Source organism: Niallia sp. FSL W8-0635, assembly GCF_038007965.1.
Taxonomy (GTDB): Bacteria; Bacillota; Bacilli; order Bacillales; family Cytobacillaceae; genus Niallia.
Genome location: NZ_JBBOYD010000001.1, coordinates 618,271 through 639,676 on the forward strand (window position 1 = coordinate 618,271; position 21,406 = coordinate 639,676).

Sequence of the window (21,406 nt, forward strand, 5' to 3'; positions counted from 1 at the left end):
TAATTTTGTCCCAACCTGCGACTTTTTAGGATTAGCCGTTTCTAAGACTAAAGTTGTAGAGGAAAATCAAGCTAAGGCATGTTATGAAAAAAACACGATAAAGGTAACATAGTAGATAAGAAAGGAGCGAAACATAAAATGAAAAAATTTGGTTTGTTTTTTATTGGAGCAGCAGCTTCTATTATCCTTTTATCACAGATAGGTCCACTACTAGGGTTAGTTATTAGTGCAGCCATTCTTTATTTCGCCTTTAGGCAATTTGTAAAGGCGACGAGTACAGCTGGCAGAATAGGGTGGGGGATAGCTGGAGTCATTATGCTTATCATTACTGCAAGTAACCTTCCAGCAATCATTGGATTGGTAGCCGCTTATATATTGTATCTTGTTTATAAAAAATGGAATAACAACAAACAATCTATTATTACAAAAAAATCATCTGATGACCCTTTTCAAAATTTTGAAAAGCAGTGGTCAGAACTAAATAAATAAGGTAAGGAGAGGAATTAGCGTGACGAATTTATTAGAAAGAATGAAAAATACTGTATTGGCTGATATAAATAATTTATTAGATAAGAAGGAAGAAAAAAATCCACTTGCTCTTTTAAATCAATATGTAAGAGAATGTGAAAAAGAGACAGATAAAGTAAAAAAATTAGTGGAAAGACAATATAAATTAAAAGAAGAGTTCGTAAAAGAACTACATCAAGCAGAAGAGATGGCAGAAAAGAGAAAAAGACAGGCGGAGGTTGCTAGTAAAGCAGGAGAAGAAGAGCTTTATTCCTTCGCTCAGCAAGAACAAGCTCATTATGAAGAAAGAGTAGTACGCTTAAATGAGTCGTTGAAAAATACTGAGCAGCAATTGCATGAAATCGAAACTAAATATATGGATATGAAGCATAAATTAAAAGACATGAAGATACGTCAAATGGAGCTAATGGCAAAGGAAAATACAACAAAAGCAAACCATACGATGAATAAAGTATTAGAAGAAAAACAAGCAAACCCAACAAATCAAGCACGCTTTACTGAAATGGAAGAATATATTGAAAAACTAGAGAAAAAGATAAATACAGAATACTATAAACAAACAATGGATGAAAAATTAGCAGCTTTAGAGAAAGATATGCTAAAAAAAGAAGATGACTCCATTTCTTTATAAAAAAATGGTATCCTAAAAGAGGCTGGAGCTACAAAAGCCAGCCCTTTTTATTTTTGATATAGACAAAAAAGAAAGAATTAAATAAAAATTTCAAAGATTGTTTTTAATAAATTATGTAGGTAACCAGGTTGTAAAACGGTTGATTGGAGCGGAAAGCAACCTACTCATTCACGTATACTGTCATTTTTAGTCTGTCTTAATTTAATGATTTAGTATTAGCCAGTTATTTTTTGTGGGGAGAATCAATCAAATTTTCACCAAAATAAAACAAAGAAGGGAGAGAATAGCCAATGTTTAAACAACTAAAAGGTCAATATGCAAATTGGGTGTATGTGGTTGGAGGGTTTTTATTATTAGAACTCTTTGTCTTTAATCCAGGACTAATCTTTTCCCTTCTTGTTTCGATTGGCATGATGTATATAGCAAAGAAATCATTACAAGGTGGAATCGGAAAAATCCTTTTCTGGGTCGGTTTACTGCTTTTAATCGTTAGTATTCTAAATATGGTTACCGTAAAAATAGTTTTATTAACGATTCTTGCCTATTATCTTTTTCAATTATTCCAAAAAAAGAACACTACGGATGTAATTAAACCAATTATTAAAGATAAAGAGACTGAAGCGCCTACGGAAGAGCCAATATTAAAGAAAAAGGCCTTATTTACTAATTCATTCTATAATCGCAATATTACGCCAGATCATGTTTATGAATGGAATGATATTAATATTCAATGTGGAATTACGAATACTATGGTTGATCTTAGCTATACCGTTTTGCCAGAAGGAGAAACGGTTATCATGATTAAAAATATTGTAGGAGATGTAAAGCTATATATTCCTTATGATATGGAAATTAGCATCAATCACTCTATTTTATTCGGTTCTTATCAAATATTTGGCGAAGTAGAAGAGAATGTATGGAATCAAAACGTAAGTATACGGACTGCTCATTTTGATCATGCAGAGACAAGAGTAAAAATATTTACTTCCTTTATTGCTGGTAGCTTAGAGGTGAAAAGAATATGAGTATTATTACGAGACAAATCTTATGGGGAGTATGCACATCCCTTCTTTTACTTGTATTCTTTTCTATTTGCTATTTAGTCGCTTTTCCTCCAGAAAACTGGAGCGATTTGTGGGAAAAAGAAGTAATGGATGTCCCGTTTGTTTTATTTTTAGCAAGTGTCGATATTTCTTTAGGTATTCTAATTGGTTATTTATCCGGTTTTTCCTGGAAAAAACAAATTCGTTCCATGGAACAAGTATTATATACAATGGATAAAATGGAGTATCGTCCTGTTGAGCCAATTGGCTCAACAGAGGAATTACAAGCATTAAGCTATAAAATGATTCAATTGCAGAATCAATTAGTAGAACAAACGAAGCTTTCTCAAAAGCTTGTCAATGAGAAAGCAGAAGATCAAGAAGTAAAGGTTCAAAGTATCATTATTGCAGAAAGAAATAGGTTAGCAAGAGAGCTGCATGATTCGGTTAGCCAGCAATTATTCGCGGCATCCATGCTATTATCAGCTATTAATGAAACAAGACCGAAGACAAATGATCAGGAATCAAGGCAGCTTCAGTTAGTGGAGGAAACGATTCAACAGTCTCAATTAGAAATGAGAGCTTTATTGCTTCATTTACGACCAGCTGCATTAAAAGGGAAATCGTTAAAAACAGGAATTATTGAATTATTAAATGAGCTGCAGCAGAAGGTGACGTTGGAAATAGAATGGAAATTAGAAGATATTGACTTGGATAAAGGAATAGAAGATCATCTTTTTCGAATTCTTCAAGAATCTGTTTCTAATACATTAAGACATGCAAAGGCTAATTTGTTAGAGGTTCAGCTCATTCAAAGAGAAGCATTTGTTATTTTGCGCATAATAGATGATGGTGTTGGCTTTAATGTGGAGAAAAGAAAGGCGGGCTCTTATGGACTTCAAAACATGCATGAAAGGGCTGCGGAAATTGGCGGAGTGTTAAAGCTAATTAGTTTAGAAAATAAAGGTACACGCTTGGAAGTAAAGGTTCCGATGTTGGAAAGGAAGGAGGATATAAATGATAAGAGTATTACTGGTGGATGATCATGAAATGGTACGTATTGGCGTTTCCTCATATTTATCTGCTCAAACAGATATTGAAGTGGTGGGAGAAGCGGAAAATGGTAGCAGAGCAGTAGAGCTTGCACTCGAGTTAAAACCAGATGTCATTTTAATGGATTTAGTAATGGAAGAAATGGATGGAATAGAAGCAACGAGACAAATAGTAGAAGCATGGGAGGATGCAAAGATCATTATTGTCACTAGTTTTCTTGATGATGAGAAAGTCTATCCTGCTTTACAGGCTGGTGCTACAAGCTATATGTTAAAAACATCGAAGGCAAGCGAAATTGCGAGAGCCGTCCGTGAAACATTTCAAGGTCAAATTGTTTTGGAACCAGAAGTAACCGATAAAATGATGACAAAGATGCGGGAAAAGAAAGTGGCACCGCTACATGAAGAATTAACCGCACGAGAAATGGAGATTCTTCTATTGATGGCAGAGGGAAAAAGCAACCAGGAAATTGCCGACCAATTATTTATTGCTTTAAAAACGGTAAAAACACATGTTAGTAATATACTAAGTAAACTACAAGTTCAGGATCGAACCCAGGCAGTTATTTATGCCTTTAAGCATTCTCTTGTAGAATAAGCATGGCAAACCCTTTGATACAACGCGAATAAATCCCTTAATCAAACGTTTGATTAATACATTTCTCTCTCTTCTATTAAAGAAAAAGTCAATCTAGGAAAATATTTTTCGAACTTGTCTCATATGATGATAAAGAAGAGAAAAATAAACACACATCTTTTACTAATTATGTTTGTGGAAGATAGATTGAGGGAGAGATTCATGAGTTCATTTTACAAAGGGACCTTCTTATTAATTGTTACAGCGTTTTTTGGCGAATGTATTGAATTCATCATTAATATGGTAATGGCAAGGGAACTTGGAGAACATGGACTAGGCCTATTCATGACAGTGCTGCCTACTATTTTTCTCATCGTTCTACTGGCTACCTTTGAGTTACCAACATCTATTTCAAAATTTATTGCAGAGAAAGATTCGAAGTACCATTTGTCTATGCTTCAGCAAGTGCTTAAGTGGACCATTATATTTACTATTTTTCTAACAATCATCGCATCTATCATCATACCTTTTATTCCTATTTTCAATTCCTATCATCCATTCTTAAAGTGGCTAGTTATTCTCCTACTGCCGATTATTTCCTTCACCTCTATTGCAAGAGGATATTTTATGGGAAAACAGCAGATGGGGAAAATTGCAGCTTCTAATTTTTTGAAAAAAATCATTCAGCTCGGGTTATTAGTCTTTTTATTTCAGTGGTTTTCCTTTGACTTAAATACCTCTGTATTAATTGCTTTTTTTACAATTGTCGGAAGTGATACAGTCGTATTACTATACTTAATGCATATGTTTTTCGTACAATTTCAACGGATTAAAAAAGGGAAAAATGAAACCATGAATGGAAAGGTCATTTGGAAAGATTTATTATCCGTTTCTATTCCGACTACCGGTCTACGAATCTTTCACGCTTTGACTCATGCAATCCAGCCTTTTTTAATTAAGGGAGCGTTAGTTGCATCAGGTATTACGGCAGCGAACGCAACGGAGCAGTATGGAATGCTTGCTGGGATAGCGATGACGATTGGATTTTTTCCAGCCTTCATTTCCCATAGCTTTATGACAATGCTGATACCGACCGTTTCAAAAGCATATGTTCAAAGAGACTATACAAAGCTGCAGAAACTATTACAACAGGTCATGATTATAACAGCAATCTACGGAACAATAGCTGTTGGGATATTTTATTTTTATGCGGATACATTAACAATGACCTTTTTTCATTCCACTCAGGCAGCGATAATTGTACAGCTTCTATGGCCATATTTTTTACTTCATTACTTTACGATTCCAATGCAAGCATACTTAATTGGATTAGGGTTGTTAAAGGATGCGGTTTTTCATAGTATTTGGGCCACTTCCTTTTCCTATGCTGCGATATATTATCTAGGGTCTTTAAGTCAGCTTCAAATGAGTGGAATTGCGATTGGGATGAATTTGGGAGCAGTTATTTTAGCGTCGTTACATTATTTAACGATATGCAAAAAAATTGGGATTTCCATATGGCTGACACCAATAAATAAACTGCCTTAAAAAATTTTGAAAAAAGTGTAGGGATTCGCATATTGCGAAACGTTAATTAAGTAGAATCGTAAAAAAGGGAAGGGGAAAGAGAAAGAAAATGGAATCCCTATTAGATAAAACAAATATAGCGGGAAATCAAGAGGATTTATTTGAACAAGTAGTGAAAGAATATGGGAAATCAATTTATATTTATATACTATCTCTTGTTAAACATAAAGAATTAGCAGAGGATTTGTATCAGGAAGTATTAATTTCTGCATATACATCATTTGGATACTTCGAGGATGTTCAGAAAGTGAAAAGCTGGTTATATAAAATTGCGCTTAATAAATGTAGAGATTATTGGAGAAAAGAAAAAAAATCGAAGAAATTTTGGGAAGAGTCTGTTTATACATATGCGAGAGACACTTCTGTTGAACTGGAACCAGAGGAAACATTAATGAACAAATGGGAGAAGGAAGAAATGATTGATACATTAGAAGAACTACCTAATATGTATAAAGAGCCTTTACTCCTATTCTATTATCATAATCAAACATTAGTGGAGATTAGTAATCATACAAAAACACCGTTATCCACAGTGAAAACAAGAATGAAACGAGCGAAGGATCAATTGAAGCCAAAGGTCATGAATAAAAAAATTGCTTATTTATAAAATAAATTTTGAATCAATGGAGGGAGGGAAATCCTCCCCCAATTATCCGATTTTAGTATTCCATAATAGTCGAAAGATTAACCCATCTGATAGAAATGGACTTAAGTTTCTGCTAGTTTATTTCGCTGCTTGTTATAGTAATGCACAGAATACATAGCACCTTCATTTACCATATTGTTGTCACCTATATCATCTGGAGCTGGATTTCCTGCTTTAGAAAGTAAATCTTCTTTTTGCGTAGAATTGAATTTGTTTTTAAAGCGATTAAGCATGTCTTTTCCTTTATGTGTAAAAAGGAAAAAGCTTCCCACTCCTGCCCCGATGATTGCAAAGGTACGCATTGAATTTTTTCCAAACATGAGAGAATCCCTCCTAATTTTTTTCTAGTCCTTCTAGTTTCATTCTATTCTTTATTTACCCCATTTTAAGTTTTACAAACTCTGTTCAGGGAATAATAATAGAAAAGCTAGTTAGGGGGATTCAAGTGAAAAAATACCATTTAGAGAACTGGGATTGGTATCAGCTGTTGGAAGAACCGGATATTGAGAATGTTTCTTTTGAAAAAGGTCCGATAATAAATTCTTGGTTTCGCGAGATTAAAGATAAACGAAATAACTATCTTCATATTGATACCTCTGTAGAAGATCAAGAAACTTTAAGTGGCTCCCTTATCTATCATCGGGAGATAGATAAAAAAGAAGAATATGAAATTTTTCATTTTTATTTATCAAATGATACGTTAATTACCTACGATTACAAAGATAAAAGTTTACATATCGATCGAAATAACCTTATTCAAGAAATAAAGCGAGCACAAACACCAATTGAAGGATTTATGGTTATTCTTGGGAAAATAATGACAGAGATTTTGTACCATATTGATTCTTATGAACAACAGTTAGATGAATTGATTTGGGATGTTAAACAAAGAAATAGTATAAAGACCTTAGATAAAGTATATCAATCTAGACATGAACTTCTTATCTGGAAGAATGTCATGATTCCATTTCTAGAAATCAGATACTCTTTAGAGGAAGCCTTTGGCAATGGAATTACAAAGGGGAAAGAATATGCTCGTATTAGTAAAAGAATAGAAAGAGGATTAACTTTGGTAGAAGAATACCAGAAAGAATTAAATAATCTGGTTGATTTTGAAGAAGTCGTTTCGCAGCATAGAGGGAATGAAATTATGAAAACTCTTACGGTGTTTACTACATTATGCACACCGATTATGGCTTGGGGGGCATTATGGGGAATGAACTTTAAAATAATGCCAGAATTAGAATGGAAGCTAGGGTATCTTTTTTCTTTATTGGTTATTGTTGGGTCTACTATAGCGGTATTCTTCTACCTTAAGTCAAGAGGATGGATGGGAGATTTACTAAAAGCACGTAAGAAAAATTCTTTTTTTCGCTAGCTCTTTTCAATCAAAATTAGACTCTCCATTACAAATTGCATATAATAATGAGGGTAGATAGGTTCATTATAGTTAATAAAGCTCCCACAGGTTATTTAAGGAGGATATATGGAAGAGTCTAAATTTTGTAGTGAGTCATTAGTGGTGAAAACAAGCATTGTTTTTCCAACTGACACAAATACGTATGGGACATTATTTGGAGGCAAGTTAATGGCCTATATTGATGATACGGCAGCTATCTCAGCTATGCGTCACGCAAGAAGAGGCATTGTAACGGCTTCGACTGATTCTGTCGATTTTTTGCATCCGATTCATGAAGGGAATGCTGTTTGCTTAGAAGCATTTGTCACTTATACTGGAACTTCGTCTATGGAGGTTTTTGTAAAAGTAACGGCAGAGGATTTAATTTCCGGAGAACGTCATTTATGTGCACTTAGTTTTCTAACGATGGTTGCTATTGATGAGCATGGAAAACCGACAAAAGTTCCCAAAGTTATCCCACAGACAGAAGAAGAAAAGGGTTTATATGAATCAGCGAAGGAACGAGCAGAATTAAGAAAGAAGCGGAAGAAAGAAACAGAAGAGCTTGCTAAGAAATATAGAAATTTAATATAAGCGATAGAGAAATGTCATTTTCTCCAAATGGAAAGATCGGATAATTAGCTAAACAATAGTGGAAGAAGTTGTCGAAGCGATAATGCTTGATGATGAAAGATTCCCCAAAAGGAAAAAAATCGATATTAGATGCTGTCGAAATAGCAAATTATTTTCCAGGAAATGATGGGAATTTCCGATATCTTGTCTAATAAGATTGTCTAATTTTTGCAGGGGGATAGATTTCAGTTTTTCCTTGCCCATATATTATCCTCATTACTAGAAGGGATAGATGCTAGGAGGTAAAAATGAAAATACTTTCCCTTTCCTATTTTGTGGTTACAAGAAAGATTGACTTACATATGCAAATCGAAGAAGAAGAAAAAAGTCTCATTTTATGGAGTGATAGAGTTACAAGTGAAGAGCATACATTTCATTTAAATGCGATACATGACATTTCTTTTAAACCATCACCAAATAGATATAAAATGCTTTATTTGCATACAAATAGAGGAGTATTCTCTTTTGTTGTAAAAGATAATCCAGAGGAAATGATTCAACTAATCAAAAGTCGTTTGGCGGACTATCAATAAAGTGCAGCTGTTTCTTTAGCAAAAAAGGTTTGAGCAAGGAGGTTATGGACCTCTTTACTCAAACCTTTTTAATCTCTCGAAGACAGTATACCGAATATACGTAAGATGCTTATAAATAAATTTAAGAAATCAAGATACAAATTTAAAGCCATTAAAGGCACTTGATCTGCTGTTACGCCATAATGCTTCATTCGATTAAAATCATATAGAACATATCCACTGAATACAAGCACACCGATGAAGGAATATGCGAGCATACCACCTGTTGCTAATGGCCAAAAAATATTAAAAATCCCGATAGTAATTAAAGCGATTAAGGAAGCAAGTAACATACCTCTTAAGAAAGAGAAGTCTCGCTTCGTTTTTGTAGCATAAATAGCGACACCAGCAAACACAACGGTTGTAGTTCCTAATGCATTGATGACCACATTTCCTCCGACAGTTGATACATAATAAGATACGATTGGAAATGTGGTAATCCCTGAAATAAACGTAAAGGTAAATAAGAATCCATAGGATAAGGATTTTCCTTTTCTCGCAAAAATAGCAATTAATAAAAGAACAACTTCTAAAATAGACAATGGCAAGAATAAATAGGAAGGGACGAAATTACCAATCATCGTGCCGATAAAAGCTATCCCAAGAGAAAGGGCAAAAGTTCTTAAAACAGAGGGCATATATTCATTGCTTGGACTATATGCATACATTTTTCTTCACTCCAGTATTGAGTTATGATTTATAAGATACTACGAAAATAACCTCTAGAAAGTTTCAATTAATTATTTTTTTCTCGAACAGCTTCTGCTTTTAATAAATCGCGGATTTCTTTTAATAATTCCTCTTTAGTATCTACCGTTACAGCTTCTTCTTTGACTTCTTCCTTTTTCTTGAATTTACTAATTAACCGAACTACTAGAAAAATAGAAAAAGAAATGATGAAGAAATCCACAATGGTTTGTATGAAATTCCCATATTTAATACTTGCATAAGACCAGGAGGAAAAATCTACTCCGACCACAAAATAGGCGAAGAGGGGCATTATCAAATCCTGAACGAGTGAACTGACAATTTTGCTAAATGCTGTGCCGATTACTACACCAACTGCTAAATCTATTACGTTTCCTTTTATTGCAAAAGCTCTAAATTCTTTCCACATATTATCCTCCCAAAATAAATCTTTTATTTCCATTATTGGTTATTAAAATATAATTATTCTTACATGAAACATATTTAATTTCAAGCATCGGGTTTTAATAAAAATGGCTTGAAAAGGATAAAGAAAACCCTTCTAGCTAGTACATTACTCTGAAATTTGAAAATGGTTCTTTCGGCTCACTTTCAGTTATTTCGATATGGTTTACTTTTGCAAAGCGATTTCCCTTCTTTATTTTTTCGACAAAAGTATGTAGTGTATCAGATGAAGCGACGGCAATACATTCAACAGTACCATCTGTTTTATTACGAACCCAACCGGTAACATGGTTTTCTATAGCTAATGTTTGCACGAAGTATCGAAAACCAACTCCTTGAACCCTTCCGCTAATAATAAGATGAATTTGCTTCATTTCTTACCTCCTGTTTATATAATTTATCAGTACTGATAAATTATATAGTTAATGTGTTTTTCTTTTTCTATCAATCATCTCATATTCGATCTTATTGTCGCAAGTTGGGTCATTAGGTATAGATAAGGACAGAAGAAAATGGTCCAAAGGGTGCGTATAAAATACTCTTGGAGAAACAAAAGATTATTGTTGGAAAAAGCTAGATTTGTAGATTGAAGAGCAATTTGGTACTATTAATAAGTATGTATCAGGCTCTGAAAAAATTTTTGGTACTATTTTTGGAGAGTCTTAAATAAAATTACTTATGGTGAGAGTGTCCTTTTTGGATGAACAGGGCAACAAAATAACCGTAATCGAAATATTTATTCTTCCACTAGAGGAGAATAGATGTGTTTGAAAAATAGGAGAAATATAATGAAAAGAAATAAATATATCTGGCTACTATGGGTCGGAGTAATTATAATTGCAGGAATTTTAGTGGCTTCCATGGTGAATTCCTATCTAACAGATAAACAGAAGAATGAAATTGAGAAAAAACATGTAGTGATAAAGAAGGATTTACAATGGGTAGAGGAAAATGCTTATTTTGAAATAAATATGAAAGTTAAAGAGAGGGAATATCAAGTATTTATTGTAGGTGAAGGGGAAAGAAAGTATCAGCAGCTTGAAGATAATGAGCTTGGAAAAAAAGATGATACGATTGTAACTGGAGACTTTGCCTTTTATTTATGGACTGAAGCGTATGGAAATGAGGTAGTGAAACAAGAGCTTGAATTGCCAAATCCGATGACTTTTAACTTGTCCCAAAAAAATACTGGTACATTTCTTGTTAATCAGCAAAATATTGCTGCCGTTTTTCAAGGGAAAGAAGCAAATGAAGTAATGGCATATTTTTATACAATCCATGGAGAGAAACTAGTTTCGTTAAAAGATTATGGCATGCGTCTATACAGTAAGAATATCAAAAATATTCAGCAAAACTATATTCAAACATTAAGAAAAAAAGATGAAGAAATAATGGAATTTGATACGTGGATGCTCGAACAGGAATCTGGAAAATTACTAAAAGTGGATGCAACGTCAGTGGATAATAAGGAGCTTATTCAAAATTGGCTGGATAAGGAAGAGTTTTATTATCCATATAAAAATTTAAGCGTTACGTCCAGTTTAATGAATTTAGCAGAACAAGGAATGTTAATAGGTGCCCAATATCCGATTGGTACAAATATAAAAGAGATAAAGAAACTCAACTCGAATTATACGATTGAGGATTATAATCAGAAATATAGTCAATTAGATTTTCCTGAGGTGACTTATTACTTTGATAAGAGTACGGAACTTGTTACCTCCATTTCTATCCCAGGAATTCGATTAAAAGAATCGGTACAGTCTATTCAAGATACAATTGGGAAGCCTGAGGATTATGTTAAAAAAGAGGATGGATATGTAGCAACTTATACAGCAGGGAACTATAAACTAATTATCCAATTAGATTTATCTCAAAGGATTAAATCGATTAGATTGATGAAATAGGATTTTCTTGTTGTAGCAAAAAAAGAAGGATGACTTATGAAATGTTTAATCGTAAACATTCCATAAGTCATCCTTTATTGCGCTAGGAATCAGGTGTTTAAAAAGCCCAGTCACCATTACGGAATACTGCTTCTACTGTACCATCTGCAGCGATACCATCAATGTTCATTTTGTCTGAACCGATCATAAAATCAACATGTGTTATACTGTCGTTTAGTCCTTTTTCTGCTAGTTCCTCACTAGACATCTTTTTTCCACCTTCGATACAAAATGCATAGGCACTACCGATTGCTAAGTGGTTTGAAGCATTTTCATCAAATAAAGTATTGTAGTAAAGAATATTTGATTGTGAAATTGGAGAACGATGTGGTACTAAAGCAACTTCTCCAAGGTAATGAGAACCTTCATCTGTTTCTACTAATTGACGAAGAATTTCTTCTCCTTCTTCTGCTTTCACTTCGGTGATACGTCCATCTTTGAAAGTAATAGAGAAGTTATTAATAATATTTCCACCATAGCTTAATGGTTTTGTGCTTGAAACCGTTCCATTTACACCTGTTTTATGAGGAACAGTGAAAACCTCTTCAGTCGGCATATTTGCCATGAATTCTAACCCTTTTTCATTAATAGAGCCTGCTCCACACCATAGATGTCCTTCTGGAAGTTCGATTGTTAAATCAGTACCAGGTGCTGTGTAATGAAGCTTTTTGTATGCTTTCTCATTTAAATAATCCACTTTTGTATGAAGTGTTTCATCATGCTCTTTCCAAGCTTGGATTGGATTTTCTTGATCAACTCTTATTGCTTTAAAAATAGCATCCCAAAGTAACTCGACTCTGCTTTCTTCAGGTGCTTCAGGGAAAACAAGGTTTGCCCAAGCTTTTGAAGGAACAGCAATTACTGTCCAGCTTACTTTATCGGACTGTACATATTTTCGGAATTGACTTAAAGCAGTACCTGAAGCTTTTTGGAAATTACTGATTCTTTCAGAAGCAATCCCTTTTAAAAGGTCTGGGCTTGAAGATACAACAGACATGAACGCTGCTCCTTCTTCTGCAAGTGCGATAGTCTCTTTTGCTCTCCATTCAGGATATTCAGTGAATGCTTCATCAGGTGCCAATTCATATTTAGTTCGAGTAACGGTATCATCTCCCCAATTGACTACAACATTTTTTGCGCCAATTTGGTATGCTTCTTTCACTACTAAACGAACAAATTCAGCAGCTTCTATGGATGTATTGATAACTAATGTTTGTCCTTTTTGAATGTTAACACCGACTTTTACTGCAAGTTCTGCATATTTCTGCAGATTTTCTTGAAATGTACTCATTTTCATTCTCCTTTTCTATAAGCTCTAAGCTCTATGTATGAGCATGAATCCCAAGGGTGGAATGGATGCTGTTTCTATTGTAGCTTTTTTAGAAAAAGAAATAAACTGATTCATCGTAACATTAGGAGAATAATTAATCGTATTAAGCGGAGCATGACAATTAAGTTGTAATTTTTGTTAGAATAGATGTGATGTTTATTCGAGGAGGATTATATGTCTAACAAATTACAAGGAGCCATCTTTGATTTCGATGGGGTTATAGCAGATACAGTTCCATTGTATTATGAAGCAACGAAAAAAATGGCGATGGAAATTGGTGCCCCCTTTACTAGAGAGGATAATTTAAGGTATCAGGGGGTTCCAAGAAAGGTTCTTATAGATGATTTAGTGGCAAGAACAAATAACGTATTTACAGACTTAGAAAAAGAAATGTTAGGTAATCGGAAAAGTGATTACTATAAAGACATGATTAGTGAATTTACTGTTGAAAATATGTTGCCAGGAATGTACGCGTTTCTGAAAGAATTGAAGGATGAAGGTATTAAATTTGGAATTGCTTCCTCTAGTTCCAATGCTCCTTTTCTTTTGGAGCGTTTTGGAATTAGAGATTGGTTTGAATGCATTGTAGATCCCCATTCTTTAAAAAAGGGAAAACCAGATCCAGAGATTTTTTTAACAGCTGCGGATTGCTTAGGGATTGATTATATTAATTGTGCTGCAATGGAGGATGGACAAGCAGGCTTGAGCGGGATATTGCAGACACCTATGTTTTCAGTTGGAATTGGGGAAGGGGAAGTTTTTGAAAAAGCAGATTGGCGAGTTTCCTCTACTTTGGAATTAAAGGCTGATACTTTATTGGAGAGATTTAATAAGAGATAAGAGGTTGGGGGACATAAATAGATGATCTATAAAGGCGAATAATTATCCAAATGGTTTTTATATGCTTGGTGAACGCCATATTGCTTATGCTTCAAATCCAAAATGGTTTTCACTCGCTACGTGAACGCTATTTTTTCCATAGGAGAGCATATCATTCAAGCTGTGGGTAATAGCTACAAACGCCTTCTTAAAAGCTAATTAAAAAGCCAAACAATCATACTTTCGTGTAATTGTTTGGCTATAACTTCCAGCGGAAACATTTTTGTCCCAGTCTTATAGCATTACCTATTCGTCTTTCTTCATAGCAGCTTTTAGCAGATCACCAAGACTGTTTCCAAAGCTTTCGTCTTTGCTGTATTTTTGAACTAGTTTTCGTTCTTCTCTTTTATTTATCGTTTTTTTACGATCTGTCGCTTTTTCCACAACATTACAGTTTTTGCATTGGAAATAGGTTCCTGCCACACCGTTATGAATTTCCATTTTTTTATGACATTGTGGACAGCGTTTGTTGGATAGCTTTGGATCCTTTCTTTTACTGAAGGAACATTCCAAACTAGAGCATACAAGGATTTTGCCGTTTTTCGTATTTTTTTCCTTTAAGAAAGACCCACATTCTGGACATTTGGATCCTGTTAAATTTTGCATTTTATATGATTTTTCACTATGTTTAATTTCACTAACAAATCGTTTGGTTTGATCTTTGATTTGCTCCATAAACTGTTTAGCATTTGCTTTTCCTTTGGCAATATCCTCTAATTCCTGTTCCCACTTCGCCGTTAAATCAGGAGTAGTTAAATCATCATTAACGAGATTGATAAGCTGTTTTCCTTTGGAGGTAGAATGTAATTTGCCATTTTGTCTTTCTAACACTTCAGAGGAGAGTAGCCTTTCGATAATTTCTGCACGTGTAGCTGGTGTTCCAAGTCCAAACTTCTCCATTTTTCCTAGAATATCAGCCTCTGTAAAGCGTGATGGAGCTTCTGTGAATTTTTGTTCCATACTGACCGATTGAACTTTCAATTGTTTTCCTTTTTGAAGCTGTATGCTTTTGGAGGAATCTGCTTTACGGTCATCTAAAGCTTTAAAGCCTAAATCTAATACATTCATTTCTTGCGCAACAAATGTTTCTCCACTGATGTTTAATGTAGTAGAAATTGTTTCATACTTATATTTTGGATAAAATAGCGTCAAAAATCTTTTTACGATTAAATCATAAATCTTTACTTCATCATTATCTAACCGATTTAAAAAGACTGGCTGCTCCGTTGGAATAATCGCATGGTGATCGGAAACTTTATTGTTATTAAATACATTGTTTGCTTCTACTTTTCCTTTGTTGCGTAATACAGGTTGAACTTCTTCTTTAAATGCTCCAGAAATACTTTCTAATCGGTCGAGCATAGTATCCTTCATATCTGTCGTTAAGTAACGGGAGTCCGTTCTTGGATAGGTGACAAGTTTATGTTGCTCATATAGCTTTTGAAGTACATTTAACGTCTTTTTAGCAGAAAAGCCGAACCGTCTATTGGCATCTCTCTGCAGCTCAGTTAAATCGTAAGGCAAAGGCTGGTGTTCTGTTTTTTCTTTTACGGTAAGGGATTCGACAATTGCTGGATTCCCTTTGCACTTCGTGACAATTGCTTCTGCTTTTTCTTTTGAAAAAATTCTTCTTTCACGATCCTTTTCAAATTTAGCTTGTAAAGAGTCTACATTTGCCGTGATAGTCCAATATTCTTTCGGAACAAAGGCTTGAATTTCTTTCTCTCTTTCTAAAACCATGGAGAGGGTTGGCGTTTGCACACGTCCAGCTGATAAGGGATCATTGAACTTGGTCGTTAAGGCTCTAGAAACATTTAATCCAATTAACCAATCGGCTTGGGCTCTACATACGGCGGATTCATATAAACGATCAAATTCTTTCCCAGGTTTTAACTGTTTAAATCCATCTTTAATTGCCCGGTCAGTCTGAGAGGATATCCATAAACGTTTAGTTGGTTTGTTAAAACGGATTTTGTCTAATATCCATCGTGCAACTAATTCTCCTTCTCGTCCTGCATCGGTTGCGATAATGCATTCTTTAATATCTTTTCTTTTTGCTAATTGTTCAATTGCTTTGTATTGATGACTTGTTTGTTTCATTACCTTTAATTCCATTTTCTGTGGAATTATTGGCAAATCATCTAGATTCCAATTTTTAAATTTAGGATCATAGTGCTCTGGCATTTTCAATTCAATTAAGTGACCTAAAGCCCATGTAACAATGTATTTATCTGATTCTAAATAGCTTTTATTTGATTTATTGCAACCAAGCACTCTTGCTATTTCTCTAGCAACACTTGGTTTTTCACATAACACAAGAGATTTCATGTAAACACCTTCTAACAGAAAATTTTTGTTTTTCGAATAAAGTTGGTTGATTTCTATTTATTCAATTTAAGGCAAGCCTTTTGAGAATAATACGATACCATCTAGTATAACATGAGATGAGGCTGGTAATAGGATATTGTGTTAATGAGGGGAAGGGCTATGTTATGTTGACTTTTGGGCAATAAGAGGAACGGCGTCCATTCTAATGGAACGCCGTCTATTTCTTTGATTTACTCTTCTTCTTCGATTCGGTTCTTAAATGCTTCTTGTGTTACGATAAATTCTTCATCCCCAGGAGCATCCTCTGTATGTGTATGCTTTCTTGAGTCTTTTGGAAGCGGTCCTGGATGGTGTTTCTTCTTATGATTAAAATGCTCTCCACGTGCCAAATGATAACACCCCTTTCTTTCCTTTCTATTTTTAATAAAAATGGTCTATCCTATACGAAAGGGAAGAGGAAAATATATAATGGAAATAAGCTAACAAAACAGGAGGGTTCGCAAATGGATTTTTCGTTTCTTGCTTCAGAGGATAAAATTAAAAAAGCCTATCAAAATGGGGAATTTAACAATCTTCCTGGGTTCGGTAAGCCACTTCCAAAAGATAGCTTAGCTTCCGTACCAGAAGAATTGCGAATGGCGTACCGAGTATTAAAAAATGCTGGATATACTTTAGAAGAAGATAAAATTAGGCAGGAGTTATTGTCAATGGAAGATTTAATCCGTTCTTGTGAGACGGAAGAAGAGAAGGCGGATTTACAAAAGAAATATAATGAAAAATTATGGAGATTTAATAAAATGATTAGAGAGCGCACAGGAACTAGCCATTCCAAGCATTTTTCTAATTATCAGGAGAAAATAGAGGATCGACTATTTCCTAAGTAAGCTTTTTAAAGTTTTTGGCTCATATGTAGTTTTTTGGCTCATATCTCAGATTTTAGGATCATAAGTGAATTATTCGATTTTTATCTCCTTATAAGATAGACTTAGTAACTGAAGGTGATGATCATATCACCCTTTTTTTTTGAAAAAAGCAGGACTATTCTCATAAAACAGGAAGTTAACGAAATTTACATAAAATAAAACTAAAAAAAGGTGGAGAATTGTCGAAAAAAAGGGTAAGACATAGAATCGAAATTTTAGAATAAGATAGGTGAAAATGATGGATAAAACTTCCTTGATAGGAATTATACTTGCCTTTATTGCCGTTGGTGTAGGGATGGTATTTAAAGGAGTAAGCCCAGCCGTATTATTGAATCCAGCGGCTATTCTCATTATTTTAGTAGGTACAGTTGCGGCAGTAGTCATTGCCTTTCCTACTTCAGAGATTAAACGAGTTCCGAAGTTATTTGGAATCCTGTTTAAGGAACAGAGAACACAGGATACGAAAGAATTAATTCGATTATTTTCAGAATGGGCACAATTAGCTAGAAAAGAAGGACTTCTTGCTTTAGAAGCGAAAACGGATGAAATTGAAGATCCATTTTTGAAAAATGGTTTATCTTTATCTGTTGATGGACAAAGTGCAGAGTATATTCGTGATGTACTAACAGAAGAAATCGAAGCAATGGAAGAAAGACATCGTGCAGGAGCACTTATTTTTACACAAGCAGGAACCTATGCACCTACATTAGGAGTGCTAGGAGCAGTAATCGGGCTAATTGCAGCATTAGGTAATATGTCTGATGCAGAAGCGCTTGGACATGCTATTAGTGCTGCGTTTGTTGCTACCATGATGGGGATTTTTACGGGCTATGTTTTATGGCATCCTTTTGCAAATAAGCTAAAAAGAAAATCTCACATGGAAGCAAGTCAAAAATATTTAATGATTGAAGGAGTTCTCTCTATTTTAGAGGGAGAGGCACCTAGAGTAATTGAACAGAAGCTAGCATCGTATCTACCAGTTTCAGAAAGAAGACTATTTCTAGAGGAAGCGGAAAGTAGTGTGAATGCGAATGAGTAAAAAGAGAAAAAAGAAAGAGCATCATGAAGAACATGTAGATGAATCTTGGCTAGTTCCCTATGCAGATGTTCTTACTTTGTTGTTGGCTTTGTTTATCGTATTATATGGAATGAGTTCTGTAGATGCACAAAAATTCTCTGCAATAGCAGATGCTTTTAATAGAGAGTTACAAGGTGGGACAGGTTTCTTTGAATATCCTAGTCCTGCCCCTTCAATGGATGGGAAAGAATCAGATCTAAATGTAGTGGATGAAGAGAAAAATGACGAAAAACAGGATGTAGCTGAAGAAGATTTAAAGGAATTACAGAAGCAGCAAGATCAAAAGGAATTGGCAGAAATTCAAAAGAAGGTAAATGTCTATATAGATGAGAATGATTTAGGAAACAAATTGGATACGGAGCTTACTGGTGAAGGATTGCATGTATCCATTCGAGATAATGTCCTATTTGCTTCAGGAAGTGCAGATGTACGAAGTAAGGATAGGAAAATTGTTTCTGAAATTGCCAATTTATTAGTGATGGATCCACCAAGGAGTATAATAATAAGTGGGCATACGGATAATGTTCCAATTAGTAATTCTCGCTATGATTCAAACTGGGAACTAAGTGTAACAAGAGCGTTGAATTTCATGAAATTACTCCTTGAAAATAAAAATCTTGATCCTAAGTCATTTAGTGCTAAGGGGTACGGAGAGTTCCAACCGATTGCAAGTAATAAAACTGCTGATGGAAGAGCAAAAAATAGAAGAGTTGATATATTAATTCAACCAAGAGTAGCAACAGAAGACTAAGGAATGATAGTCTTCTTTTTTTTCGAGAAAATAAATAATTGTAAGGATACTAATGGGAAATGGTGGTGTGATTAAAAATTGTAATATATTTAGTTTTCATAAAAATGAATAAAGTCTTGTTGTTTGGCAGACAAAAGTTTATAATATAAACAAAAGTTTTGTTAGGTAATGTTACTATTTTTCCTATGCTTAATAATTGGTAGTTTCACTTTAACCTGAGGGGGAGATGGAAGTGAATGATAAAGAAATCTATATTCTTCAGCTGATTAAAGATAATCCCTTTGTTACACAAAATGAATTGGCTGATAAAATGGGCTTGTCCCGTTCAGCGGTAGCAGGGTATATTTCTTCTTTAACAAAAGAAGGAAAGCTATTAGGGAGAGCTTATGTATTACCGAAAAAGAAAGAAGTTATTTGTATTGGTGGTGCCAATATTGATCGTAAAGTGCAAGCAAGGGAAGCGATTCAGTATGGAACGTCCAATCCAGCTTCTACAAGTCAGTCACCTGGAGGAGTAGCGAGAAATATTGCGGAGAATTTAGGCAGACTAGGGATCGATACCTCTTTATTTACTATCGTGGGAGATGACCATGAAGGGGAATGGTTATTAGAAAACACAAAACACCATGCTGATATCACTCCTTCTCTATTGTCTAATCTGTATAGAACTGGTACGTATACAGCACTATTAGATACAGACGGTGAGCTTGCTGTTGCTTTAGCGGATATGATTATTTATGATAGCATCGATAAAGATACAATTGACAAAAAATGGGGCTATATAGCAACCTCTGAATTAGTGATAGTGGATACTAATTTTTCAGGAGATGTATTAGAGCATATTATTGTTAGATGTAGAGAAGAAAAAATAGCATTATGTATTACACCTGTTTCCGCGCCAAAAGTCAAGAATTTGCCAGAAAACTTACAGGGAGTGACATGGCTAATAGCAAACAGTGATGAAGCCGAGGTACTTACTGGGATGAAAATTAAAGAAGAGGGAGATTACTTTAAGGCAGCTGAAATAATTCTTGCTAAGGGTGTGGAAAAAGTAGTTATCACCCGAGGAGATAAAGGGCTTATTTATTTTACCAAAGTTGGGGAGGCTGGTGTCATATTAACTCCTGATGCAGAAGTAATTGACGTAACAGGTGCAGGTGATTCACTTGTTTCAGGCATTATGTATTCTCATATTAAAGGTCTAAACACAGAAAATGCCTGCAAAATTGGGATGGCTTGCTCCATCATTACACTTCAATCTAATCAGACAGTAAATCCTTTATTAAATAATAAAAAGCTACAAGAAACATTCGGAAAATACTTTCATTAAAAGGAGCATGAACATGAAAAAAGAATGGCTAGAGTTCTCAAAAGAAGTAGAAGAAGCAAAGAAAAACAATCAACCGATTGTCGCATTAGAATCGACCATTATTTCCCATGGTATGCCTTATCCTCAAAATGTAGAAACAGCAAAAGAAGTAGAAGAAATTATTCGTATGAATGGAGCTGTGCCTGCAACAATAGCTATTATTGATGGAAAAATTAAGATTGGCTTATCAGAAGATGAAATTGAATTTTTAGCTAAAAGTGACAATATTGAGAAAGCAAGTAGACGTGATTTACCTTACCTAATTGCAGGCAAAAAAAATGGAGCAACAACTGTTGCTGCTACCATGATTTGTGCAGAACTTGCAGGGATTAAAGTATTTGTAACTGGTGGAATTGGCGGTGTTCATAGAGAAGCCGAACAAACAATGGATATTTCTGCTGACTTGCAAGAGCTTGCTAAAACAAGTGTAGCAGTCGTGTGTGCTGGAGCAAAATCGATTTTAGATATTGGTTTAACATTAGAGTATTTAGAAACATATGGTGTGCCAGTTGTTGGATATGGAACAACATCTCTTCCAGCCTTCTATACGAGAACGAGTCCATTCGAAGTGAATTTTTCTGTAGAAACAGCTAAAGAGGCAGCAGATATGATTCAAACAAAATGGGATTTAGGGCTAGATGGAGGGGTTGTGATTGCTAATCCAATTCCAGAAAAAGATGCCTTGGATGAAAAGTATATTACCGATATTATTGAAAAGGCGCTACAAGAGGCGAAGGACAATCATATTTCCGGTAAAAAGGTAACGCCATTTTTATTAGGCAGAGTAAAAGAGTTAACAGAAGGGACCAGCCTAGTAGCTAATATTGCATTAGTTAAAAATAATGCAGAAGTTGGTTCAAGAATAGCAGTCGAATTAAATAAATAATAAAAAGGACTATTTAAAGTAGAACTCCCTCTTTGAATTGGGAGAGGAATCTCTTTAAATATTCCGTTTTTGTTTCAAAAAGAGGCTTCTACTTGT

Annotated in this window: 24 protein-coding genes; 17 read left to right on the forward strand and 7 right to left on the reverse strand. The window is 34.6% G+C overall.

The features are described 5' to 3' along the window. Window positions 1–138: 138 nt before the first annotated feature. From NYE52_RS03075 to NYE52_RS03105, 7 genes are all read left to right on the forward strand, one after another. On the forward strand, window positions 139–489 hold the full coding sequence (locus NYE52_RS03075; RefSeq protein WP_341191719.1) for a lmo0954 family membrane protein: 351 nt from the start codon (window positions 139–141) through the stop codon (window positions 487–489). Window positions 490–508: 19 nt separating this feature from the next. After that, window positions 509–1,159 carry a PspA/IM30 family protein gene (locus tag NYE52_RS03080; protein ID WP_341191720.1) on the forward strand — a complete coding sequence of 217 codons (651 nt, stop codon included), beginning with the start codon at window positions 509–511 and terminating at the stop codon, window positions 1,157–1,159. Between the two features lie 290 nt (window positions 1,160–1,449). Then, window positions 1,450–2,184: a cell wall-active antibiotics response protein LiaF gene (liaF, locus tag NYE52_RS03085; protein ID WP_341191721.1), complete on the forward strand. Its 735-nt coding sequence runs from the start codon at window positions 1,450–1,452 to the stop codon at window positions 2,182–2,184. Further along, the gene (locus NYE52_RS03090; RefSeq protein ID WP_341191722.1) at window positions 2,181–3,245 is read left to right on the forward strand and encodes a sensor histidine kinase; all 1,065 of its coding nucleotides are present in this window, start codon (window positions 2,181–2,183) and stop codon (window positions 3,243–3,245) included. The genes liaF and NYE52_RS03090 overlap by 4 nt, the downstream gene beginning before the upstream one ends. Then, entirely contained in the window at window positions 3,220–3,852 is a 633-nt protein-coding gene (locus tag NYE52_RS03095) for a response regulator (RefSeq protein WP_341191723.1), read from the forward strand. The genes NYE52_RS03090 and NYE52_RS03095 overlap by 26 nt, the downstream gene beginning before the upstream one ends. Window positions 3,853–4,053: 201 nt before the next feature. Further along, window positions 4,054–5,379 (forward strand): polysaccharide biosynthesis protein, encoded by a 1,326-nt coding sequence (locus NYE52_RS03100; RefSeq protein WP_341191724.1) that lies wholly within the window; start codon window positions 4,054–4,056, stop codon window positions 5,377–5,379. 88 nt (window positions 5,380–5,467) lie between these two features. Further along, window positions 5,468–6,025 carry an RNA polymerase sigma factor gene (locus NYE52_RS03105; RefSeq protein WP_341191725.1) on the forward strand — a complete coding sequence of 186 codons (558 nt, stop codon included), beginning with the start codon at window positions 5,468–5,470 and terminating at the stop codon, window positions 6,023–6,025. A gap of 101 nt (window positions 6,026–6,126) precedes the next feature. On the opposite strand, the gene NYE52_RS03110 is transcribed toward NYE52_RS03105, so the two are convergent. Then, window positions 6,127–6,384, reverse strand: coding sequence for a hypothetical protein (locus tag NYE52_RS03110; protein WP_341191726.1), 258 nt, complete (start codon window positions 6,382–6,384; stop codon window positions 6,127–6,129). Window positions 6,385–6,509: 125 nt separating this feature from the next. Between NYE52_RS03110 and NYE52_RS03115 the strand changes: the two genes are divergently transcribed. The 3 genes from NYE52_RS03115 to NYE52_RS03125 all read left to right on the forward strand — a co-directional run bounded on the left by NYE52_RS03115 (window position 6,510) and on the right by NYE52_RS03125 (window position 8,629). After that, the gene (locus tag NYE52_RS03115) at window positions 6,510–7,442 is read left to right on the forward strand and encodes a magnesium transporter CorA family protein (protein WP_341191727.1); all 933 of its coding nucleotides are present in this window, start codon (window positions 6,510–6,512) and stop codon (window positions 7,440–7,442) included. Window positions 7,443–7,550: 108 nt separating this feature from the next. After that, window positions 7,551–8,057, forward strand: a complete 507-nt coding sequence (locus tag NYE52_RS03120) for an acyl-CoA thioesterase (protein ID WP_341191728.1) — start codon at window positions 7,551–7,553, stop codon at window positions 8,055–8,057. A gap of 287 nt (window positions 8,058–8,344) precedes the next feature. Beyond that, window positions 8,345–8,629 (forward strand): hypothetical protein, encoded by a 285-nt coding sequence (locus tag NYE52_RS03125; protein ID WP_341191729.1) that lies wholly within the window; start codon window positions 8,345–8,347, stop codon window positions 8,627–8,629. 68 nt (window positions 8,630–8,697) lie between these two features. Here NYE52_RS03125 and NYE52_RS03130 read toward each other — a convergent pair whose 3' ends face one another. The 3 genes from NYE52_RS03130 to NYE52_RS03140 all read right to left on the reverse strand — a co-directional run bounded on the left by NYE52_RS03130 (window position 8,698) and on the right by NYE52_RS03140 (window position 10,194). Beyond that, window positions 8,698–9,336 carry a Bax inhibitor-1/YccA family protein gene (locus NYE52_RS03130; protein ID WP_341191730.1) on the reverse strand — a complete coding sequence of 213 codons (639 nt, stop codon included), beginning with the start codon at window positions 9,334–9,336 and terminating at the stop codon, window positions 8,698–8,700. A 68-nt stretch (window positions 9,337–9,404) separates the two neighbouring features. Beyond that, on the reverse strand, window positions 9,405–9,785 hold the full coding sequence (mscL, locus tag NYE52_RS03135; RefSeq protein ID WP_341191731.1) for a large conductance mechanosensitive channel protein MscL: 381 nt from the start codon (window positions 9,783–9,785) through the stop codon (window positions 9,405–9,407). A gap of 136 nt (window positions 9,786–9,921) precedes the next feature. After that, a complete protein-coding gene (locus tag NYE52_RS03140) occupies window positions 9,922–10,194 on the reverse strand; it encodes an acylphosphatase (RefSeq protein ID WP_341191732.1) in 273 nt (90 codons plus the stop codon). A gap of 414 nt (window positions 10,195–10,608) precedes the next feature. Between NYE52_RS03140 and NYE52_RS03145 the strand changes: the two genes are divergently transcribed. After that, window positions 10,609–11,727 (forward strand): hypothetical protein, encoded by a 1,119-nt coding sequence (locus NYE52_RS03145; RefSeq protein WP_341191733.1) that lies wholly within the window; start codon window positions 10,609–10,611, stop codon window positions 11,725–11,727. Window positions 11,728–11,824: 97 nt separating this feature from the next. Here NYE52_RS03145 and NYE52_RS03150 read toward each other — a convergent pair whose 3' ends face one another. Beyond that, window positions 11,825–13,057 carry an aminopeptidase gene (locus tag NYE52_RS03150; RefSeq protein WP_341191734.1) on the reverse strand — a complete coding sequence of 411 codons (1,233 nt, stop codon included), beginning with the start codon at window positions 13,055–13,057 and terminating at the stop codon, window positions 11,825–11,827. Between the two features lie 213 nt (window positions 13,058–13,270). Here NYE52_RS03150 and pgmB point away from each other — a divergent pair, with 213 nt between their 5' ends. Further along, window positions 13,271–13,936 carry a beta-phosphoglucomutase gene (gene pgmB / locus NYE52_RS03155; RefSeq protein WP_341191735.1) on the forward strand — a complete coding sequence of 222 codons (666 nt, stop codon included), beginning with the start codon at window positions 13,271–13,273 and terminating at the stop codon, window positions 13,934–13,936. 285 nt (window positions 13,937–14,221) lie between these two features. Here the strand turns inward: pgmB and NYE52_RS03160 are convergent, their stop codons facing one another. Both NYE52_RS03160 and NYE52_RS03165 read right to left on the reverse strand, forming a co-directional pair. After that, window positions 14,222–16,303, reverse strand: a complete 2,082-nt coding sequence (locus tag NYE52_RS03160; protein ID WP_341191736.1) for a DNA topoisomerase III — start codon at window positions 16,301–16,303, stop codon at window positions 14,222–14,224. A gap of 230 nt (window positions 16,304–16,533) precedes the next feature. Next, window positions 16,534–16,692, reverse strand: coding sequence for a hypothetical protein (locus tag NYE52_RS03165; protein WP_312099024.1), 159 nt, complete (start codon window positions 16,690–16,692; stop codon window positions 16,534–16,536). Window positions 16,693–16,806: 114 nt separating this feature from the next. On the opposite strand from NYE52_RS03165, the gene NYE52_RS03170 reads away from it, so the two are divergent. The 5 genes from NYE52_RS03170 to NYE52_RS03190 all read left to right on the forward strand — a co-directional run bounded on the left by NYE52_RS03170 (window position 16,807) and on the right by NYE52_RS03190 (window position 21,310). Continuing rightward, on the forward strand, window positions 16,807–17,187 hold the full coding sequence (locus NYE52_RS03170; protein ID WP_341191737.1) for a DnaJ family domain-containing protein: 381 nt from the start codon (window positions 16,807–16,809) through the stop codon (window positions 17,185–17,187). A 277-nt stretch (window positions 17,188–17,464) separates the two neighbouring features. Next, on the forward strand, window positions 17,465–18,265 hold the full coding sequence (motA, locus tag NYE52_RS03175; RefSeq protein ID WP_341191738.1) for a flagellar motor stator protein MotA: 801 nt from the start codon (window positions 17,465–17,467) through the stop codon (window positions 18,263–18,265). Then, window positions 18,258–19,055, forward strand: coding sequence for a flagellar motor protein MotB (gene motB, locus NYE52_RS03180; RefSeq protein ID WP_341191739.1), 798 nt, complete (start codon window positions 18,258–18,260; stop codon window positions 19,053–19,055). The genes motA and motB overlap by 8 nt, the downstream gene beginning before the upstream one ends. A gap of 226 nt (window positions 19,056–19,281) precedes the next feature. Beyond that, entirely contained in the window at window positions 19,282–20,385 is a 1,104-nt protein-coding gene (locus NYE52_RS03185) for a carbohydrate kinase (protein WP_341191740.1), read from the forward strand. Window positions 20,386–20,398: 13 nt separating this feature from the next. After that, window positions 20,399–21,310, forward strand: coding sequence for a pseudouridine-5'-phosphate glycosidase (locus tag NYE52_RS03190; RefSeq protein ID WP_341191741.1), 912 nt, complete (start codon window positions 20,399–20,401; stop codon window positions 21,308–21,310). Window positions 21,311–21,406: the final 96 nt, after the last annotated feature.

What these genes read in the sequence shown, in the direction of transcription:
- NYE52_RS03075 (WP_341191719.1), top strand. Translation starts at nt 139, where the DNA reads ATGAAAAAATTTGGTTTGTTTTTTATTGGAGCAGCAGCTTCTATTATC.
- liaF (WP_341191721.1), top strand. Translation starts at nt 1,450, where the DNA reads ATGTTTAAACAACTAAAAGGTCAATATGCAAATTGGGTGTATGTGGTT.
- NYE52_RS03090 (WP_341191722.1), top strand. Translation starts at nt 2,181, where the DNA reads ATGAGTATTATTACGAGACAAATCTTATGGGGAGTATGCACATCCCTT.
- NYE52_RS03095 (WP_341191723.1), top strand. Translation starts at nt 3,220, where the DNA reads ATGATAAGAGTATTACTGGTGGATGATCATGAAATGGTACGTATTGGC.
- NYE52_RS03100 (WP_341191724.1), top strand. Translation starts at nt 4,054, where the DNA reads ATGAGTTCATTTTACAAAGGGACCTTCTTATTAATTGTTACAGCGTTT.
- NYE52_RS03105 (WP_341191725.1), top strand. Translation starts at nt 5,468, where the DNA reads ATGGAATCCCTATTAGATAAAACAAATATAGCGGGAAATCAAGAGGAT.
- NYE52_RS03110 (WP_341191726.1), bottom strand. Translation starts at nt 6,384, where the DNA reads ATGTTTGGAAAAAATTCAATGCGTACCTTTGCAATCATCGGGGCAGGA.
- NYE52_RS03120 (WP_341191728.1), top strand. Translation starts at nt 7,551, where the DNA reads ATGGAAGAGTCTAAATTTTGTAGTGAGTCATTAGTGGTGAAAACAAGC.
- NYE52_RS03125 (WP_341191729.1), top strand. Translation starts at nt 8,345, where the DNA reads ATGAAAATACTTTCCCTTTCCTATTTTGTGGTTACAAGAAAGATTGAC.
- NYE52_RS03130 (WP_341191730.1), bottom strand. Translation starts at nt 9,336, where the DNA reads ATGTATGCATATAGTCCAAGCAATGAATATATGCCCTCTGTTTTAAGA.
- mscL (WP_341191731.1), bottom strand. Translation starts at nt 9,785, where the DNA reads ATGTGGAAAGAATTTAGAGCTTTTGCAATAAAAGGAAACGTAATAGAT.
- NYE52_RS03140 (WP_341191732.1), bottom strand. Translation starts at nt 10,194, where the DNA reads ATGAAGCAAATTCATCTTATTATTAGCGGAAGGGTTCAAGGAGTTGGT.
- NYE52_RS03145 (WP_341191733.1), top strand. Translation starts at nt 10,609, where the DNA reads ATGAAAAGAAATAAATATATCTGGCTACTATGGGTCGGAGTAATTATA.
- NYE52_RS03150 (WP_341191734.1), bottom strand. Translation starts at nt 13,057, where the DNA reads ATGAGTACATTTCAAGAAAATCTGCAGAAATATGCAGAACTTGCAGTA.
- pgmB (WP_341191735.1), top strand. Translation starts at nt 13,271, where the DNA reads ATGTCTAACAAATTACAAGGAGCCATCTTTGATTTCGATGGGGTTATA.
- NYE52_RS03160 (WP_341191736.1), bottom strand. Translation starts at nt 16,303, where the DNA reads ATGAAATCTCTTGTGTTATGTGAAAAACCAAGTGTTGCTAGAGAAATA.
- NYE52_RS03170 (WP_341191737.1), top strand. Translation starts at nt 16,807, where the DNA reads ATGGATTTTTCGTTTCTTGCTTCAGAGGATAAAATTAAAAAAGCCTAT.
- motA (WP_341191738.1), top strand. Translation starts at nt 17,465, where the DNA reads ATGGATAAAACTTCCTTGATAGGAATTATACTTGCCTTTATTGCCGTT.
- motB (WP_341191739.1), top strand. Translation starts at nt 18,258, where the DNA reads ATGAGTAAAAAGAGAAAAAAGAAAGAGCATCATGAAGAACATGTAGAT.
- NYE52_RS03185 (WP_341191740.1), top strand. Translation starts at nt 19,282, where the DNA reads ATGGAAGTGAATGATAAAGAAATCTATATTCTTCAGCTGATTAAAGAT.
- NYE52_RS03190 (WP_341191741.1), top strand. Translation starts at nt 20,399, where the DNA reads ATGAAAAAAGAATGGCTAGAGTTCTCAAAAGAAGTAGAAGAAGCAAAG.